Source organism: Vibrio chagasii, from assembly GCF_002954585.1.
Classification (GTDB): Bacteria; Pseudomonadota; Gammaproteobacteria; order Enterobacterales; family Vibrionaceae; genus Vibrio; species Vibrio chagasii_A.
The window spans coordinates 986,153-1,003,248 of sequence record NZ_MSCI01000002.1; the positions used below are offsets into that span (position 1 = coordinate 986,153).

General features: G+C 45.8%; 12 protein-coding genes. 9 read left to right on the top strand and 3 right to left on the bottom strand.

Features of this window, described 5'->3' with window-relative positions; genetic code table 11:
- Positions 1-232 precede the first annotated feature (232 nt).
- Both BTO10_RS12690 and BTO10_RS12695 read left to right on the top strand, forming a co-directional pair.
- Positions 233-1,279, top strand: a complete 1,047-nt coding sequence (locus BTO10_RS12690; protein ID WP_004741603.1) for an alcohol dehydrogenase catalytic domain-containing protein — start codon at positions 233-235, stop codon at positions 1,277-1,279.
- Positions 1,280-1,301: 22 nt separating this feature from the next.
- Positions 1,302-2,513, top strand: coding sequence for an L-lactate MFS transporter (locus tag BTO10_RS12695; RefSeq protein ID WP_004741602.1), 1,212 nt, complete (start codon positions 1,302-1,304; stop codon positions 2,511-2,513).
- 189 nt (positions 2,514-2,702) lie between these two features.
- Here BTO10_RS12695 and BTO10_RS12700 read toward each other — a convergent pair whose 3' ends face one another.
- Positions 2,703-3,287 carry an FMN-dependent NADH-azoreductase gene (locus BTO10_RS12700; protein WP_105024739.1) on the bottom strand — a complete coding sequence of 195 codons (585 nt, stop codon included), beginning with the start codon at positions 3,285-3,287 and terminating at the stop codon, positions 2,703-2,705.
- Between the two features lie 209 nt (positions 3,288-3,496).
- Here BTO10_RS12700 and hrpA point away from each other — a divergent pair, with 209 nt between their 5' ends.
- Both hrpA and BTO10_RS12710 read left to right on the top strand, forming a co-directional pair.
- The gene (gene hrpA / locus BTO10_RS12705; protein WP_105024740.1) at positions 3,497-7,537 is read left to right on the top strand and encodes an ATP-dependent RNA helicase HrpA; all 4,041 of its coding nucleotides are present in this window, start codon (positions 3,497-3,499) and stop codon (positions 7,535-7,537) included.
- Positions 7,538-7,680: 143 nt separating this feature from the next.
- Positions 7,681-8,175 (top strand): outer membrane beta-barrel protein, encoded by a 495-nt coding sequence (locus tag BTO10_RS12710; protein WP_105024741.1) that lies wholly within the window; start codon positions 7,681-7,683, stop codon positions 8,173-8,175.
- 134 nt (positions 8,176-8,309) lie between these two features.
- On the opposite strand, the gene BTO10_RS12715 is transcribed toward BTO10_RS12710, so the two are convergent.
- On the bottom strand, positions 8,310-9,062 hold the full coding sequence (locus tag BTO10_RS12715) for a hypothetical protein (RefSeq protein ID WP_102424434.1): 753 nt from the start codon (positions 9,060-9,062) through the stop codon (positions 8,310-8,312).
- Complete coding sequence (locus tag BTO10_RS12720; protein ID WP_105024742.1) at positions 8,983-9,774, bottom strand: hypothetical protein; 792 nt, start codon at positions 9,772-9,774, stop codon at positions 8,983-8,985. Before BTO10_RS12720 ends, BTO10_RS12715 begins: the two co-directional genes overlap by 80 nt.
- A 422-nt stretch (positions 9,775-10,196) precedes the next feature.
- Here BTO10_RS12720 and BTO10_RS12725 point away from each other — a divergent pair, with 422 nt between their 5' ends.
- The 5 genes from BTO10_RS12725 to pheS all read left to right on the top strand — a co-directional run bounded on the left by BTO10_RS12725 (position 10,197) and on the right by pheS (position 17,084).
- On the top strand, positions 10,197-10,982 hold the full coding sequence (locus BTO10_RS12725; RefSeq protein ID WP_004741595.1) for a TetR/AcrR family transcriptional regulator: 786 nt from the start codon (positions 10,197-10,199) through the stop codon (positions 10,980-10,982).
- 171 nt (positions 10,983-11,153) lie between these two features.
- Positions 11,154-13,616 (top strand): efflux RND transporter permease subunit, encoded by a 2,463-nt coding sequence (locus tag BTO10_RS12730; RefSeq protein ID WP_258098223.1) that lies wholly within the window; start codon positions 11,154-11,156, stop codon positions 13,614-13,616.
- A gap of 44 nt (positions 13,617-13,660) precedes the next feature.
- On the top strand, positions 13,661-14,452 hold the full coding sequence (locus BTO10_RS12735; RefSeq protein ID WP_105024744.1) for an outer membrane lipoprotein-sorting protein: 792 nt from the start codon (positions 13,661-13,663) through the stop codon (positions 14,450-14,452).
- A 9-nt stretch (positions 14,453-14,461) separates the two neighbouring features.
- Positions 14,462-15,670, top strand: coding sequence for a hypothetical protein (locus BTO10_RS12740; RefSeq protein ID WP_105024745.1), 1,209 nt, complete (start codon positions 14,462-14,464; stop codon positions 15,668-15,670).
- A gap of 430 nt (positions 15,671-16,100) precedes the next feature.
- On the top strand, positions 16,101-17,084 hold the full coding sequence (pheS, locus tag BTO10_RS12745; protein WP_004741591.1) for a phenylalanine--tRNA ligase subunit alpha: 984 nt from the start codon (positions 16,101-16,103) through the stop codon (positions 17,082-17,084).
- The last annotated feature ends 12 nt before the right edge of the window (positions 17,085-17,096 follow it).

A 17,096-nucleotide genomic window follows, 5' to 3' on the forward strand; every position in this document is an offset into this window, starting at 1 on the left:
TTCGTATTTTACTACTATTTGATTATTTAACTTTCTTTCATCACTTGTTAACTTTTTTATATTATTTACAATGACTTATATTATGTTGCTATCCTGGACTTTTATGGTGTTCTAACTGTGTTTGTTATCTGTTAATCGATTGTTAATCGCTGTGCTGGTCACGTTAATTATTTAATTGCGTCTATATGATGAGCTCGAATTTATATAACAACAACGTCAGCTAGGAATAATAATGAAAGCATATGTATTTGATGGAAAAGACAGCGCGAAATTGGAAGAACGTCCAATCCCAACAATTGAGAAGCAAAGCGATGTCATAGTAAGAATCGAGAAAACCACAATTTGTGGTACGGATTTACATATATTAAGAAACAACGTTGCGACATTTAAGCCAGGCACAATCATGGGTCATGAAGGGGTTGGTATAGTCGAAGAGTGCGGTGAGTTGGTGAGTAAGTTTAAGCCAGGCGATCGTGTAATCGTGTCATGCATTACTTCATGTGGTAGCTGCAAAATGTGTCAAGTGTCTAAATTTGGTCAATGTTTAGATGGTGGCTGGCTACTGGGTAATGAAATTGATGGCTGCCAAGCGGAATACGTTCGCGTTCCTTATGGTGATACAAGCCTACACCTTGTTCCTGACGACATCGATACAGACTCTCTGGTTCTATTGAGCGACATCTTCCCAACAGGTTACGAAGTCGGTGTATTAGATGGGCAGGTTCAGCCGGGTTGCTCTGTTGCCGTTATTGGTTGTGGGCCTGTTGGCCTTGCGGCTCTGATGACCTCTAAGTTCTTCACTCCAAGCGAAATCTATGCGATCGACAACAACCCTCATCGACTTCAGGTAGCGAAAGAGCTAGGTGCAACTCATGCGATCGATAACTCAGATGGTAGTGCCGTACAGCAAATTCTCGACATGACCGATGATGTGGGTGTGGATGTGGTGATTGAGGCTATTGGCATTCCTGCTGGTTGGGATATGTCTCAGAAGCTGGTTTGCCCAGGGGGCAACATTGCAGTGCTTGGTGTTCATGGTAAATCCGCAACGATTAACCTAGAAGACATGTGGAAACGAAACTTCACTATGACAGCTGGCATGGTTCATACCAACACAACACCAATGTTAATCAAGCAAATTAGAGCGGGTTATTTGGAACCGCAAAAACTGATTAGTCACCAGTTCAATTTAACAGAGTCAGAAGAAGCTTATTCGACCTTTATCCATGCTTCAGACCACAAGTCGTTGAAAGTCATCATTTCTAACGATTGTTCATAAACAGCGAATTGTTGAGGTTAGCTTGATTAGTAAACCATTTAAAATACTCGTGATAGGTTTAATCGTGAACCTATCGATCGGTATCCTATATGTATGGGGCGTTTTCAGTGAACCTTTGGCTGAGGCGCTAGGTGTTGATCCTAAGGACGTAGATGGGCCTTATCAGACTTCGGTGTTCGCATTTTCGGTAAGTCTGTTTTTGGCTGGGGTATGGCAAGACAAAATAGGACCAAGGAAGGTCACAATACTTGGTGTGTTTCTTGTCGGGGCGGGTCTTTTAGCGTCCGGTTATGCCTCAACATTAGCGGAATTGCAGGTTACTTTCGGGTGTATGGTCGGTGCTGGGATGGGCTTTGCCTATGCCTGTATTGGCCCATGTACCATGAAGTGGTGGCCAGAGAACAGAAAGGGGTTGGTTAGTGGCTTAACCGCTGGTGGGTTTGCGATGGCGGCACTGTATTTGGCTCCGTTATCGACCGTTCTCATCGAACACTATGGCATCTTAGATACGTTCAAGATCCTTGGTGTCGGCTTGCTCTTTATGATCCCGATGGCTTCTCTGCTGGTCAACCCACCCAAAGGGTATGTTTCAGAAATTCCCGGAGGAAAGGCTGCGGAATACGGCTCAGACATAAACATCCAGTGGCTAGATATGCTGAAAACCCCTCAATTTTACCAGATCTGGTTAATGTTCATGGTGTCATCAGCAGCAGGTATCATGCTTATCGGCTCTATTGGCAACGTTAGTAAATCGATAGGGTTAACCGCTGAAGAAATTGCGTTAGGTATCATTTTATTAGCGATTTTTAATACCGCAGGGCGAGTCATTGGCGGCGTTATATTCGACAGGATAGGGCGTGTTCATACACTGGGCTTAATATTCATGTTGCAAGCCGTCAATATGGTGTTTTTTACAACTATTGAAACGACCATTCCTCTCATGATCGGTATCTCCGCAGGCGCTATGTCTTATGGTGCGTTATTTGGTGTTTTCCCTCCAGTAACCGCGGTCGATTATGGTTTGAAGACGTACGGGACCAACTTTGGAATACTCTATTCAGCTTGGGGTGTGTCGGGGTTCTTCGGGGGAATACTCGCCTCGGTAGCGGGGACGGCTGAAAACACCTATTTGGCTTACGCTGCGCTATTGGTTTCAATCACCGTAATGAATTACTTAATGAAACCCGTTGATAAGTCTGTGCTATTAAAAGACGAAGTTAATCTGGAATACTAAACGTGAGATCGGTGAGGCTCTTATCAGATTAAGAGTCTCTACCGATAACGTGTTTCCACCTAATGTTGGCTTGGGCAATCTAGGCCAACATTTTTCGGCTACTGCAGATAAACTTAGGTTACTGTACCCAAAGGGGGCTCTGATTTTCTTCTATCAAGCGAAGCCAGTGCTTGCTGCGTCGGCTTAGTTTTAAACTAGCTCAGCCAGTTGGCTCTGTGCTTCTGAGATGCCTTTTGCTGCTGCGTCTTCACCCATGTTGAGTGCTTCTGCGTAAACGAATTCCACATCTGTGATACCAACAAAACCAAGTACTGTGCGTAGGTATGGCGTCATGCTGTCAGTTGCTGCGTCTTTATGGATGCCGCCACGAGTCGTCACTACAATCGCTTTCTTACCTTCGATTAGACCTTTAACGCCGTTCTCTGTGTAAGTGAACGTCACGCCAGCACGAGCAATGAGGTCAATCCAGTTTTTAAGCTGAGTAGGGATAGTGAAGTTGTACATAGGTGCAGCAATCACTAGTGTATCTGCCGCTTTAATTTCTTCGATCAGCGTGTTAGATAGATCAACAATCGATTGTTGGTCTTGAGATAGGTCTTCTGTCGCGCGAAGTGCAGTCGCTACCGAGAAGTCCAACATTGGTAACGGGTTTGCAGCTAGATCGCGAACCGTCAGTTTATCTTGGTCTACATTTTTGATGAACTCTTCAACCAGTTTAGTTGATTGAGAGTAGTCGCCTAGGATGCTTGATTTTAGGGCTAATACACGAGACATAATGGGAATCCTTGAATAAGTGTTTTTGTTATGTGATGCATTATAGGAAAACAAAGAAAGCCAAAAAGGCGATAGATTCGCTTAAGTTGTTCGAAAAAATTGAATGACTCTAGAAGGTGCGCTTTTGTTAGGTGCTTTCCATTATCTTGTTTTAGCCCTTATGTGCTACAATCGCGCGAGTTTATATAAGAGAAAGAATAGGACACGCTGTGACTTCGTCTCCGGAAAAAGCAGATAAAAATAACCATGTAGCGAATACCAACGCGACACCGGACTCTGCTGCTGATCAAGCTAATCAAAAAAAGCAAAACAACAAACAACAAGCACCTAAAGCTAGCGCATCTCAAAATAGCTCAGCCTCTCTTCGTAAGGCCTTAAATGAGTGCATGATGCGCGACCGCTTCCGTCTAAGTAAGCGCATTTCTGGTGCAAGCCGTATTAAGAACGAAAAATCTAAGCATGCTGTTTTCGATGAAATCGCATTAGACATTGCCCAATCTATGATGACGGCAAACCAGCGTGCTGCGCAAAAACCAACCATTGAATACCCAGAGATACTCCCTGTTAGCCAAAAGCGCGATGATATTGCGAAAGCCATTGAAGAAAACCAAGTGGTTATCGTAGCGGGTGAAACGGGTTCGGGTAAAACCACTCAGCTTCCAAAGATCTGTTCTGAGCTTGGCCGCGGCCGCTTTGGCCTAATTGGTCACACTCAGCCTCGTCGTCTGGCTGCGCGTTCGGTTGCGAACCGTATCGCTGAAGAGATGGAAACGCAGCTGGGTGAATTTGTTGGTTATAAGGTTCGATTCAACGACCAGATTTCTGACAACACACAAATCAAACTGATGACCGACGGTATTCTACTGGCGGAGATTCAACACGACCGTTTCTTAAATCAGTACGACACCATCATTATCGATGAAGCGCACGAACGTAGCCTAAACATCGATTTCATCATGGGTTACCTGAAAGAGTTGCTACCAAAGCGTCCTGACCTAAAAGTGATCATCACGTCGGCAACCATCGACCCAGAGCGTTTCTCTAAACACTTCGACAATGCACCAATCATTGAAGTGTCGGGTCGTACTTACCCAGTTGATACACGCTACCGCCCACTCGGTGGTGACGACAGCGATTCAGACCGCGACCAAATGGAAGGTATCTTCGAAGCGGTTGATGAGCTTTGTGATGAAGGCTTAGGCGACATCCTGATCTTCATGAATGGCGAGCGTGAAATTCGTGATACTGCGGACGCACTAAGTAAGCGTAATCTGCGTGATACCGAGATTGTACCTTTGTACGCTCGCTTGTCGGCGGGTGAACAGAACCGTATCTTCCAGTCACACACTGGTCGTCGAATTGTACTGGCAACCAACGTAGCAGAAACCTCGTTAACGGTTCCGGGCATCAAGTACGTAATCGACCCTGGTACTGCGCGTATCAGCCGTTACAGCTACCGCACCAAAGTACAACGTCTACCGATTGAGCCAATTTCTCAAGCGAGTGCGAACCAGCGTAAAGGTCGTTGTGGTCGTGTGGCTGAGGGTATCTGTATTCGCTTGTACTCTGAGGAAGATTTCGAGTCACGCCCAGAGTTTACCGATCCTGAGATCCTGCGTACCAACCTAGCGTCTGTAATCCTGCAGATGACGGCACTAGGGCTAGGTGACATTCAAGCATTCCCATTCGTTGAAGCGCCAGATAAGCGCAACATTCAAGATGGTGTAAGACTGCTTGAAGAGCTAGGTGCGATTGCTTCGGGTAAACCGAGCAATAACAACAAGAACCAAGGCGACGATACTAAGAAGCTAACGGCAATTGGTCGTAAGCTGTCGAAGCTACCGATCGACCCGCGTTTAGCGCGCATGGTTATCGAAGCGCCAAACAACCGCTGTCTACACGAAGTGATGGTTATTGCGTCTGCACTTTCAATCCAAGACCCGCGTGAGCGTCCATCAGACAAACAGCAATCGTCTGACGACAAGCACAAGCGTTTCTTCGACAAAGACTCAGACTTCATCACCTTTGTGAACCTGTGGGATTACATCAAGAAGCAGCAAAAAGCGTTGTCGAGCAACCAATTCCGCAAACAGTGTAAGCAAGATTACCTGAACTACCTGCGTATTCGTGAGTGGCAAGATGTGTACGTCCAAATTCACCAAGCAATGCGTGAACTGGATACCAAGCTCAACGACGAACCGGGCAGCTACGATGGTATTCACATCTCATTGCTATCAGGTTTGCTTTCTCACATCGGTATGAAAGACCAAGAGAAGAATGAATACCAAGGTGCACGTAACGCACGCTTCCATATCTTCCCAGCGTCTGGCCTATTTAAGAAACAGCCTAAGTGGATCATGTCTGCTGAGCTGGTGGAAACCTCAAAACTTTGGGGTCGTGTGATTGCTAAAATTCAGCCTGAGTGGATTGAACCATTAGCGAAGCACCTAATTAAGCGCAGCTACAGCGAACCACACTGGTCGAAGAAACAAGCGGCGGTAATGGCACACGAAAAAGTGATGCTTTACGGAATTCCAATTGTTCCTAAGCGCCTAGTGAACTATGGCGCGATTGACCCAACGATTAGCCGTGAGTTGTTTGTGCGTAGCGCACTGGTTGAAGGTGAGTGGGAAACCAAACACGCGTTCTTCAAACAGAACCGCAAACTTCTACAAGAAGTGGAAGAGCTAGAGCATAAATCACGTCGTCGTGACATCTTGATCGATGATGACGAGCTGTTTGAATTCTACGACCAGCGCGTAGGCGAAGAGGTGGTTTCGGGCCGTCACTTTGACACTTGGTGGAAGAAGACCAGCAAACAGACTCCAGAGCTACTTAACTTCGAGAAATCGATGCTGTTCCGCGGTGATGCAAGCCACGTTACTGATTTAGACTACCCTAACTTCTGGCACCAAAATGGCCTGAAGTTAAAACTGAGCTACCAGTTTGAGCCGGGCGATGACAACGATGGTGTAACGGTACACATTCCGCTGCCTATCTTGAACCAAATCGACCAGAACGGTTTTGATTGGCAGATCCCAGGCCTACGTCAAGAATTGGTGGTTAGCTTAATCAAGTCACTACCAAAGACGTTACGACGTAACTTTGTGCCTGCGCCAAATTACGCTGATGCGTTCTTGGCTCGTGTGACACCACTTGAAGCGCCGCTACTGGATTCTCTTGAGAAAGAGCTGCGCCGCATGACGGGTGTAGAAGTGGTACGAGATGATTGGAAGTTAGACCAGATTCCAGAGCACTTAAAGGTAACATTCCGTGCGGTGGATCATCGCAAACGTAAGTTGAAAGAACACAAAGACTTACATGAACTGAAAGAGAGCCTGAAAGACAAAGTTCAAGAAACGCTTTCTAAAGTTGCGGATGACGATATCGAGCAGCAAAACCTGTATACGTGGAGCTTTGGTGAGTTACCAAAAGTCTACCAACAGAAGCGCGGTGGCTACGATGTAAAAGCTTTCCCAGCGTTGGTGGATACCAAAGACAGCGTAGAGATCAAACTGTTCGAAACGGAGCAAGAGCAGATCTCAGCAATGAAATCGGGTCAGCGTCGTTTGATCTTGTTGAACGTGCCGTCGCCAATTAAATACTTGCACTCGAACTTGCCGAACAAATCGAAACTTGGCTTGTACTTCAACCCATACGGCAAGGTTCTCGATCTTATCGATGACTGTATCGCTTGTGGTATTGATAAGCTCATCGAAGAGAAGGGGGGTTTGGTTTGGGAACCAGAACAGTTTGAAGCACTGAAAGAACACGTACGTGCAGAGTTGGGCGACACCGTGGTTGAGATTGCTCAGCAGGTAGAAACCATTCTTACTACCGCATTCAGTATCAGCAAGAAACTGAAAGGGCGTGTGGATCTTTCTATGGCATTTGCACTTTCTGACATAAAAGCTCAGGTAGAAGGTTTGATTTTTAAGGGTTTTGCCACAGAATGTGGATGGAAACGCTTGCCAGATATCCTACGCTATATGAAGGCAATCGAACGCCGCATGGAGAAGTTGCCAATTGACCCTAACAAAGATCGTTTGCATATGATTAAAGTTGAGTCCGTAATGAATGATTACAAAGAGCTGCTGAATAAAATTCCAAAAGGGATCGCGGTTCCAGAAAACGTAAAAGAGGTGCGTTGGATGATAGAAGAGCTTCGTGTAAGCTTCTTCGCACAGCAACTCGGTACGCCTTATCCAGTGTCAGATAAGCGTGTTAAAAACGCAATCGATGCTTGCTAAAGGAATAATGCTAGACGCAACGGCAAGGTTTGGGTATAAATCTTGCTTATTGCATTACTAATTGAATAGTTATTACATACAGGGCGACTTGGTGGCAATTTATTACCACTCAAGGCCTGCCACTAGGACGAAAAAGGTCGAATATGAAAAAAACGTTATTGGCACTAGCACTGCTAGGTGCATCTTCAACAGCAATGGCTGATTCTTGGTTGTACGGCGGTGTAATGGGTGGTCAAAACTCATTAGGTAACGAAGAAGAAACAGCAATGGGTATCCACGTGGGTACAGGTATCCTGCCACTTATCGGTGTTGAAGCAGGTTACTGGGATCTAGGCTCTTTCGACAGCGTTAAATACGGTAACCGTAATGTTACAAACCTAGATGCAAGCACTGCTTACCTAGCAATCAAACCAAGCATCGACTTCGGTCCTCTTCACGTATACGCGAAAGGTGGTCTTCACTCTTACGAGCTGAAAGGCGATAACTTCAAGCAAGACGACGTTGATATCATGTACGGTGTAGGCGCAGAATACTTCATCTTTGGTCCTCTATCTGTAGGCGCTAGCTACCAAAACTTCAAAATGAAAGATGACGACTCAGGCGTATTCACGCTAAACGCAACTATCCACCTACTGTAACTACTCAGTAAGGCGATCGTAAATAACGGTTGTTTAGTCGCTAAAGAGTTCGTTAGAATTCATAAAAAATGCCAGCTGAATTGCTGGCATTTTTGTATCTGTTCACTGTGTATTTCACACTAGAAAGCGAGTGGCTATTTCTTGCTGTTGAGAATCTGTTGGATTCTTGGGTTCAGCGCTTTACCGTGTTTGCTTTCGTACTCTTCACGTTTCAAATCATTCAGATTCTTCACTGAGTTAGCGGCAAGAAGGAATTGCGGTAATTCTGTTTCAAGCATACCTTTCTCGTCTAAACGCTTCGCTTCCAAGTAGTATTTCTTAAACAGGCCATCAAGCTTGTTTTCCGCAGTGCGTTTTAAGTCATACAGCTTGTTTTGAATTAGCCATTTCTCAATCTTGTTCGCAGCAGTGCGAGACAATACTCGAATGCGGCTATCCAACAGCTCTTCTTCTGTTAGAGAGTCTTTCAGAATCCAAAGCTCACCCATTTGCGGTGGCCAGCTGTTGCCAAGCTGAATACGTTCATGACAGTGCATTAGCACGCGGTTAAGCCCGTCAGAATCGACAGAGTTAGCAAACTCAATGAACTTACCGCTTGGCTCACTACCGTATTGGTATTCCCACTGAGTCTCGTACACGCTCAAGAAAGAGCCGAACACATGGATACACCAGTCTGTTAGCTCAAGTTCTGCTGGATCTTGGTCAACCACAGGTACTTGTTGATTTGAGCCAGTGTCTGATTCAACAACAGGTACCGATGGCGACGAAACTGCCGGTAAAACTTCTGGAACGACTGTAGGTGCAGGATCAGAAGGTTGGCTTTTTGCCTTTTTGAATGAGCTGCTGCCTGAAGCGTTCAGATGGGCTAAGCTTTTGTCGATACCCATTTCCTTGAGCTTGTCCTGCATTTCCTGAATATTGAGAGGTCTTCTGCTGTTGTTGTCTTTCATTTTGCTTCTCGTTAACTAACCAGTACTGCAACTTAGATTCGATGCGAGAGATTGGCATGAGTTCATTGGCTTTGGCTTTATACCAGAGGACAAATTTTTTCCATATTAAGCTATGGTCACCAGCAAGGCCGGAGAATTTAAACGCACGTTCCGCCCATGTTGGAATGATCTCTTCATCCAAATCATGAGTGGAAACCGTGTTGCTGCTCATTGAGCCTCGACTTTGTGGACGAGGGGCATGCTGCATGTTTTGCATTGGCGCCGGAGCAGGCTGAAACTTAGGTGCAGGTGCAGGTGCAGGTGCAGGTGCAGGTGCAGGTGCCGTAGAGTAGACCGGAATACTATTGACCGGTTGAGCCTCAACGGGCGCCGCAGCTAGCTCTTGCTCAATGAGCAGTTTGAATACGTGGATCTCTTTTTGATCTCGATAGTCTACTTTTACCTTATCGAGAATACCTTGGTCGACTAGGCACTTAAGGCAGTCGGCTAAACCAAACGTAGAGAGAGCACAAAGCTGACTTGCCGATTGCAGGCACACATTGGTGTAACCGGATTCATCCGCACCGTCTGCAAGCATCAATAAAACAAGCTTTTCTGCTGGGCTAGAAGTATTCACTTGCCAAGCTAAATAAGAATATTTGGCGCTCAATATCGTGTTCTCAAAAAAGGTAGGTCGTTGACTCTATTGTAAGTCACCCCTTACTGAATTTATAGCAACTTAGCAGAAAACCACATCAGTGAGACAAATATTAACCATAAGGAGAGGTTTGCCTCATAAAGGCAGCATGACACGCCAATTTTTTCGTAGGATGTTCACATACCCATCACACATTTTTGCTATTGATAATTACCTCATCTATTCACCCAGTTATTCACAGATTATATTGAATTTATAAAACATCTTGATATGATCAATAAATGAGCTACTATGACGATAAGTCAGAAATGACGAAGCGTCACAAAATGGTTAACTACATGAATTTACTATTCGTGTTAATATATTGGATAGGAGTGTTTTAAATACTGGCTAAGCTTAGATAATGGCTAAGCTCAAATACGGACTGAGAAATTATGTTTGGCTTTGGTTGTAAAGGCGATAAACAAGGTATCTTTGGTTGCAAAGGCGTGTTGTCTAAAAAGCAGCAGTCTATTGCAGACCGAGAAGTAGAGTTGATGTTATTGGCGAAAGATCTGGTTCGAGAACAAGGGTTCGGAAACCTAACAATGGACAAGCTAACGGCAGCGAGCTCTTATTCTAAAGGGACAATCTACAATCACTTTTGCAGCAAAGAAGACGTCGTTTTAGCGTTATGTATTCATTCTCTTAAGACAGAAGCAATGATGTTTGCTCGCTCTGGAGAGTTTGAAGGCAACACACGTGAAAAGATCGTCGCACTGCACGTTGCTTACCGAATCTATGCTCGCATGGAACCGGTATTATCAACCTGTGCGATCATGGCAAAAAGCCCGTGGGTACTAGAGAAAGCGTCTAGTGCACGCGTCGCCGAGATGAATGAACTGGAAGAGTTGGTGATTGAACAATGCGACTCTATGGTTAACCAAGCCGTAGAAGCGGGTGACCTAAAGTTCTCTTCTGGTGTTGGTTCTGATGCCATCGTTTTTGCTAACTGGTCAATTGCATTTGGTTCAAATGCCTTGTCACAGAACGCATCGAACAGTCATTGTATTAAGCGGTTACAAGACCCGTATTCAGTATTACACAACGCGAACATGATTCTAGACGGCCTCAATTGGCAGCCCCTCTCTAGCGATTGGGATTACCGGAAAACTTGGCGTCGTGTAGAACAGGAACTGTTCAGTGAAGAGATCGCTTACTTAGAGTCTGTAGGCCGATAGCTTCCATTAAGCCCACACATGTGGGTTTATTAATAACCATTTTTGACGATTCGTCACAAACTTGAGACTAACCGACTGTGGTTGCTGTTTTCTTGAGTGTTTGACTAAGCATTGTGTCTTTTGTCAGCTTCGGCTGGCTTTTTATGACACAAATATGACGAATCGTCACAAATGGAGACTGTGATGAAACATGACAGCCAAAAGCCCACGTTCGATCAGCAAAACCGAGATAACCCGAATGCCGATAGCGCAAACGCAGATCTAAACAGTTGGCACTCAATACCTACCAAGCGATCGTTTATCGTTTTGCTGGTGGTGTTTTCAATTATCATTCTCTCTGCATTAGGGGCCAAGAACCTCTATTTTAGAGGGGACTATAATATCTTCTTCGAAGGCACCAACAAGCAGTTGATGGCGTTCGATGAGATTCAAACCACCTTTGCAAAAACCGACAACCTTGCGATTGTTGTCGCTCCTGAAGATGGCAATGTCTTCACACCTGAAACTCTCACCCTGATTCAAAACCTCACGGTCGATGCGTGGCAGATCCCGTATTCAAGCCGTGTGGACTCCCTTGCCAACTATCAGCACACCGAAGCCATTGAAGATGATCTTTTGGTAGAAGACTTGCTGTATGAAGAGTACGAACACACACCGGAGCGAATCGCCAAAGTAAAGCAGATCGCCCTAAACGAACCGTTGCTTAAGAATGCCTTGGTGTCGGCCTCTGGCGATGTGACGATTGTTAACGTTACCGTGCAGCTGCCAGAAGTGGACAAGACTGCGGAAGTGCAAGAGGTGATTGCGGCGATCAATGCCATGACCGGCAAGTACCAAGCTCAGTATCCCAATGTCGAGTTCCATAAAGCGGGCATCATTGCGATGAACAACGCCTTTATGACTTCGGCTCAACAAGACAGCTCAACGCTCGTTCCCTTAATGCTGTTGGTGGTGCTGGTGTTCCTGACTTTTATGCTGCGCTCGTTCTTTAGTGTGGTGGCGACGCTTATTGTGATCATCTCTTCAATTGTTTCCACCATGGGTCTATCCGGTTGGGCAGGGATGTTCTTGAGTACCGCAACTGTGAATGTGCCTACCTTGGTTTTAACTTTGGCGGTAGCCGATTGTGTACACGTGATTGTGACCATGGGACAAGCAATGCAACGCGGCATGGAAAAAGCACAAGCCATTCAATACAGCATCAAGCTCAATGCGATGCCGATTCTGATCACTTCAGTGACCACTGCGATTGGTTTCTTGATGATGAACATGTCGGACTCTCCAGTTCTGCGTGATTTCGGTAACTTGTCGGCACTGGGTGTACTCATCGCGTGCTTCTTGTCAGTGACCATGTTGCCTGCGTTACTAAAACTGCTACCAGTTAAACGCCTACCTGCCAATCCTAAAGCGGAAGACCAAATCACTTTTATGGATAATTTGGGCGATTTTGTCGTTACCAACCGTAAAGCACTGCTACCGATTTCAACTCTGGTGATTGTTGGCGCTGCCGCGCTAATTCCACTTAACAAAGTGAATGATGAATCGGTGAAGTATTTTGATACCTCAAGTGAGTTCAGACAAGCGGCAGACTTCATGGAAGAGACGGTAAGCGGCATGACCACCATCAGCATTGCTGTGAAGACTAACGAGTCTCAAGCGATTGCTGATCCTGTGTTTTTGCAGGCGATTGGTGATTTTACTGATTGGCTACGCGTTCAATCAGAAACCGACCACGTGGCAACGCTTTCCGATGTTTACATGCGTTTGAACAAGAACATGCATGGCGACGATGAAAGTTACTACAAGCTGCCGCTTAACCGTGAACTTGCTGCGCAATACCTGCTGCTTTATGAGATGTCTCTGCCGTATGGCTTGGACTTGAACAACCAGATCAACGTCGATAAGTCATCGATCAAAATAGTTCTTACTGTTGATAACCTTGGCAGCGTTGAGCTAGTCGAACTCGAAGAGCGCATTTACTCATGGTTTGCAGCCAATGCACCTCAGTATGAAGTCGTCGCATCTAGCCCATCACTGATGTTTGCTCACATTGGCGAAACCAACATGGCGAGCATGTTATCGGCCCTGCCTATCACCTTAGTACTTATTTCTGGCTTGATGATCTTTGCGTTGCGCTCAGTTCGCTTGGGCATTATCAGCCTAGTGCCAAACATTGCACCTGCGATCATTGGCTTTGGTCTATGGGCGCTTATCTCTGGTGAAATCAACCTTGGTTTGTCCGTAGTGGTAACGCTCACTCTGGGTATCGTGGTTGATGATGCGGTGCACTTCTTAAGTAAATACCAGCGCGCAAGAATCGAAGGTAAATCGGCAGAAGAAGCGGTTCGATACGCCTTCCACACGGTTGGACGCGCATTGTGGATCACCACAGTGGTACTCGTAGCTGGTTTCACTGTACTGGCGATGTCGAGCTTCAGACTCAACTCCGACATGGGCTTACTCAGCGCGATTGTGATTTTCATTGCGTTGGTGGTCGACTTCATCTTGCTACCAAGCCTACTGATGATCTTCGACAAACAGACCCACTATTCAGTTAAACCTCAGCACGAATCAAAGCCAGATACCAAGTCGCAGCCTAGCTCGACAGCCGAACTGACTACTTCGACTAAATAAGGAAATGTCAGCCTGCTGCGGTGGGCTGACTCAAGGAGATATTTATGAAAAGCGTTAAACAAACATTCGTTACCACATTATTTACAATGAGCACGTTGGCTGCTTTCCCAGCGTTAGCAGACCCAGCGAAAGGCTTAGAAATTGCCGAACAACGTAAAGCGGTCGATGTCGGGTGGGGCGATTCTGTCGCGACTATGGAAATGCTACTTCGCAATAAACAAGGCGAAAGCAGCACACGCCTGATGCGATTGAAATCGTTAGAAGTCGATAACGATGGCGATAAAGGCTTAACCATTTTTGATGAACCGCGCGATGTAAAAGGCACGGCTTTCCTAAACCATTCACACATCGCTAAATCCGATGACCAGTGGTTGTATCTGCCTGCACTTAAGCGTGTAAAACGCATCTCTTCACGCAACAAATCTGGCCCGTTTATGGGCAGTGAATTTGCGTATGAAGACTTAAGTTCATTTGAGCTAGAAAAGTACACCTTCAACTACATTGAAGACGCGAAACTGGAAGGCGTAGACACCTTTGTTTTAGAGCAAGTACCGACCGATAAAAACTCTGGCTACACCATGCAGAAAGTATGGCTAGACCAACAGTACTACCGCCCAATGAAAGTCGAGTTTTACGACCGCAAAGGTGCACTGTTGAAAACTCTGTCTTTCCAAGACTACAAACAATACCTAAACCAATACTGGCGTGCACATACCATGGCGATGCAAAACCATCAAACAGGCAAAAGCACCGTATTAACCACGACAGATTTAGTGTTCCAGACCGGTCTTAAAGACAAGGATTTCCAAAAGAACACACTAAAACGTGCGAAATAAGGCAGGAATATGAAAAGGATTGTGGCAACAGGAACCCAGTTATCCTTAACCTTGGCAGCGACCGTCGGGCTTATGCAGGTGTCGTTGCCTTGTGTGGCGGCAGGCTTTAATCCTGAAATCGCAGGGCAGGTGAATATTGAACACAGGCAGTTCTTTAGCGACGGCTTACAAGGGCAAGATAAAGGGCAAAGCTCACTGGTGTTGCAGCCAGAGTTTTACTGGGAGCAAGAAGAGGGCAACGGCAGCTTTACCTTCACTCCGTTTTATCGCCTAGACAGTGAAGACGATGAGCGAACTCATGGTGATATTCGCGAAGCCTTGTATCTCACCTACTGGGACGACTACGAACTGCGAGCAGGTGTAGGCAAAGTGTTTTGGGGCGTGACTGAATCTGCACATTTAGTGGATGTGGTAAACCAAACCGACGCTATTGAATCGGTCGATGGCGAATCCAAGCTAGGTCAGCCAATGGTGCACTTCACCTCGATAAAAGAGTGGGGCACCATCGACGCCATGTTATTGCCGTATTTTCGTGAGCGTACCTTTGCAGGCGAAGACGGACGCTTAAGACCAACGATACCTGTTTCAGACGATGCGCTTTATGAATCCTCGCGAGAAGAAAAGCACGTCGATGTGGCGCTACGCTATAGCCAAATGTACGGTGATTGGGATGTCGGTTTAAGTTATTTAGGCGGCACAAACCGCGACCCTTACTACCGTGTGCAAGGCAACCAGCTCAAGCCATACTATGCGCAAATGCAGCATTTCGGATTGGATGTGCAGGGCATTATTGGTGACTGGTTATGGAAGCTGGAAAGCATTTATCGCGCCAGTTACGACAACCACACCGGCGTAGCAACGGGCTTTGAATACACTTGGGTTGGGGCGCTTGAATCATATTGGGACATCGGCTTCATCGCTGAATATCTGTATGACAGCCGAGGCAATAACGCGCAAACCATCGGTCAAAACGATGTGTTCCTTGGCGCGCGTTTCGTCTTGAACGATGAAGACGGCACCGAAGTGCTGACTGGCATCACGCAAGACTTGGATAACAGCGATGTCTATAGTGCCAAGCTTGAAGCCTCGAGCCGCATCAATAACAACCTCAAGTGGCGGTTGAATGCTTGGTTGTTTGAGAACGAAACCCCAGAGGACTTGCTGTTCTTCGCTCGCAAAGATGATTTTGTCGAAGTCGCGCTGGAGTATTACTTCTAAAGGCTCGATGTTCTCGCTTCCATCCTTTGAGTTCAAATTAAGCTTGTTTACGAATAAACCAAGGAGTGATGGCCTTAAACCTCGCTCCTTGGTCTCTTATCTCAGTTCTACCTAGTTATCTCAGTTGTACATTCTGATCTCAATTCCATCCTTCCTATCCAAATCCTGTGAACAACACTGCCTCAACCTAGCTTCGGTGAATGTAATCAAACTGTCTCACTTGGTGACGTTTTTGTATCGGTTTCTCTCTGATTTCACCGATTTCAATGAAATTCTGTTTTGTAACGTTAAATTTGCCGTGTTTTTAGGCAATAACTTGTTCTTTTAGCGATTCAATTTGGCATTGGTTGCGTGTTTGATTACTATGTGTAGCTATCTAAAAAAACTAATCATCCGATACGGACACTACCAACTGGTAGATGAGGAAATGATGCAACATCTAGAAGAGATCATTGCTAATGCAACGACTGCTATTGATACAGCAGATTCGTTAGTCGCACTTGATGAAGTGCGAGTTCAGTATTTAGGTAAGAAGGGTGAACTAACTCTTCAACTACAAAGCCTAGGTAAACTTCCACCTGAAGAGCGTCGCACTGCTGGTCAAGAGATCAACAAAGCGAAAGGTGCTGTTCAACAAGCGATCGCAGCTCGCAAAGACGCACTTCAACGTGCAGAGCTTGAAGCGAAACTAGCTGAAGAAACTATCGATGTGAGCCTACCAGGTCGTCGCATTGAGAACGGTGGTCTTCACCCAGTTACTCGCACAGTTGAGCGTATCGAACAGTTCTTTGGTGAGCTTGGTTTTAACACTGAGTCTGGCCCTGAGATCGAAGATGCATTCCACAACTTTGATGCACTAAACATCGCAGACGATCACCCAGCTCGTACTGATCACGATACTTTCTTCTTCAACCCTGATCTAATGCTACGTACGCACACTTCTGGTGTTCAAATCCGTACGATGGAAAACGGCAAACCGCCATTCCGCTTCATTGCTCCGGGGCGTGTTTACCGTAACGACTACGATCAAACTCACACGCCAATGTTCCACCAAGTGGAAGGTATGTTAGTTGATGAGAACGTAAACTTCGCACAACTTAAAGGCATTCTTAACGATTTCCTTTGTAACTTCTTTGAAGAAGAAGTTGAAGTGCGTTTCCGTCCTTCATTCTTCCCGTTCACAGAGCCTTCAGCTGAAGTTGACGTGAAACGTAAAGATGGCAAATGGCTAGAAGTTCTAGGCTGTGGCATGGTTCACCCTAACGTACTTCGCTCTGTTGGCATCGACCCTGAGAAATACTCTGGTTTTGCATTCGGTATGGGTGTAGAGCGTCTAACGATGCTACGTTACGGCGTAAATGACCTTCGTGCGTTCTTCGAGAACGACCTTCGTTTCCTTAAACAATTCAAGTAATCCGGGGCAGTC

Bases quoted from the DNA above. Each gene is read 5' to 3' on its own strand.
- pheS (WP_004741591.1), top strand. From the start codon at position 16,101: ATGCAACATCTAGAAGAGATCATTGCTAATGCAACGACTGCTATTGAT.
- BTO10_RS12715 (WP_102424434.1), bottom strand. From the start codon at position 9,062: ATGGGTATCGACAAAAGCTTAGCCCATCTGAACGCTTCAGGCAGCAGC.
- BTO10_RS12740 (WP_105024745.1), top strand. From the start codon at position 14,462: ATGAAAAGGATTGTGGCAACAGGAACCCAGTTATCCTTAACCTTGGCA.
- BTO10_RS12730 (WP_258098223.1), top strand. From the start codon at position 11,154: ATGGAGACTGTGATGAAACATGACAGCCAAAAGCCCACGTTCGATCAG.
- BTO10_RS12700 (WP_105024739.1), bottom strand. From the start codon at position 3,287: ATGTCTCGTGTATTAGCCCTAAAATCAAGCATCCTAGGCGACTACTCT.
- BTO10_RS12735 (WP_105024744.1), top strand. From the start codon at position 13,661: ATGAAAAGCGTTAAACAAACATTCGTTACCACATTATTTACAATGAGC.
- BTO10_RS12710 (WP_105024741.1), top strand. From the start codon at position 7,681: ATGAAAAAAACGTTATTGGCACTAGCACTGCTAGGTGCATCTTCAACA.
- BTO10_RS12690 (WP_004741603.1), top strand. From the start codon at position 233: ATGAAAGCATATGTATTTGATGGAAAAGACAGCGCGAAATTGGAAGAA.
- BTO10_RS12725 (WP_004741595.1), top strand. From the start codon at position 10,197: ATGTTTGGCTTTGGTTGTAAAGGCGATAAACAAGGTATCTTTGGTTGC.